The organism is Bacillus sp. JJ722 (genome assembly GCF_036963345.1).
GTDB lineage: Bacteria > Bacillota > Bacilli > Bacillales > DSM-1321 > Bacillus_AD.
This window is the reverse complement of sequence record NZ_JBALMO010000378.1, coordinates 1-1,609: the sequence shown is the minus strand read 5'-3', so window position 1 is coordinate 1,609 and position 1,609 is coordinate 1. Positions and strand designations below refer to the sequence as shown.

Sequence of the window (1,609 nt, the reverse complement as noted above, 5' to 3'; positions counted from 1 at the left end):
GCATCTTCAGCAACCGTATAAATGGAACGAGCTTGTTCATCTGCAGAAGCATTAACTTCCTCACAAGCTGCTGCCGTTTGTTGTGCTAGTGACGCCATTACTTGGATAGAATTCAGTACATGGTCTTTATTGTTTGCTACATTTTTGATGTCTTCACCTACACTATCAATCGATTGAACCATCTTTTGAATAAATGTTGAAATTTGTGTAAAGACATAGTTTGTATCCTGGATCACCATTGCTTGTTTATTGAAGATTTCACCAGTTTGATCCATTTCATCGACTGCTTTTTTCGAGCTATCTTGAATAGCTTGAACGATTTTTTTAACATCTTCCGTTGCTAGAACAGATTGCTCTGCTAGCGTTTTAACTTCATTCGCTACTACAGCAAATCCTTTTCCGTGCTCTCCTGCTCTTGCAGCCTCAATACTTGCATTTAATGCCAGTAAATTGGTTTGAGATGAAATAGCTGTTATTGTCTCCATTACCTTTTCAATTGTTGCAATTCTTTCGTTTAGCTCCGTAATAACAGATCCCATTGAATTAACAAAACCATTTGTGACTTCATTAGTGTTTTGCAATTCCTTTATTTGCTGTAATCCTTTTGTGTTTAGAGTATTTGTTTCTTCTGTAAGAGCCGACATTTCTTTTGTTTTATCTGATACTCTTTGAAGCTCATCACCAAGTATAATAGATAATTGATTAGCTTTATCAGCATCTTCTGCAGAGTGACTAGCCCCCGTTGCTATTTCAGTTATGGCAGTTGCAATTTGTTCGCTTGAAGCTTGCGTTTCTTCTGAAACTGCACTTAAATTTTCACTCGAGCTTAATACATTGTTAGAAGACTGGTTTACAGTTGAAATAATATCTCTTAACTGATGAACCATAAGGTTAAATAGTTGACCAAGCTGACCCGTTTCATCTTTTGTTTGTACATTCACTTGTACAGTCAAATCTCCATTTGTGATTTTCTCAACTCCAGCTTTTAATTGATTAATCGGGCGTGTAATAGCTAATGAAATAAATCCAATTGCAATCACTGTTATTAACAAGATAATACCAGTTATAATTAGCAAAGAAGTACGAACATTATCAGCAAGCTCAAACATCTCTTTCTCTTCGAAGAATATACCTGTAATCCAATTAGTGTTGGCTATTTTTTTGTAAACAAGCATTTTCTTTTCATTATCTAATTCATAATTAATTCTATCTTTTTCTTTACCACTATCCAGAATCTGTTTGATTATATCAAGATCCGAAATATCTTCACCCTGTCTGGTAGGATGAGCAATGGCAAGTCCTTCATTATTTATGATAAACGGCTCACCATTGAAGGCCATGTCATTATCAGTTACTAGCTCTAACAGAGCATCCAATGAAATATCAATCATAAGAACACCTGTTGTTTGATAACCATATTTCATTGTTTTGGATAGAGACATTTCATATCTATTTGTTTTAGCATCTATATACGGATCGTTTGTTGTGACTTTATCTTTGTTCTTCATACCGTTCGTATACCAAGGTCGTGTAGTCACATCATAAGAAGAATCCTGTTTCTTAACCGGGTAATTCATATATTGATTATTGGAAGACCCAATCATTACAT

General features: G+C 34.9%; 1 protein-coding gene. It reads right to left on the bottom strand.

What is annotated here, in order from left to right; genetic code table 11:
• Positions 1 to 1,604 (bottom strand): methyl-accepting chemotaxis protein (locus V7014_RS26430; protein WP_438824988.1); only part of this gene is annotated, 1,604 nt, incomplete at its 3' end.
• Positions 1,605 to 1,609 lie beyond the last annotated feature (5 nt).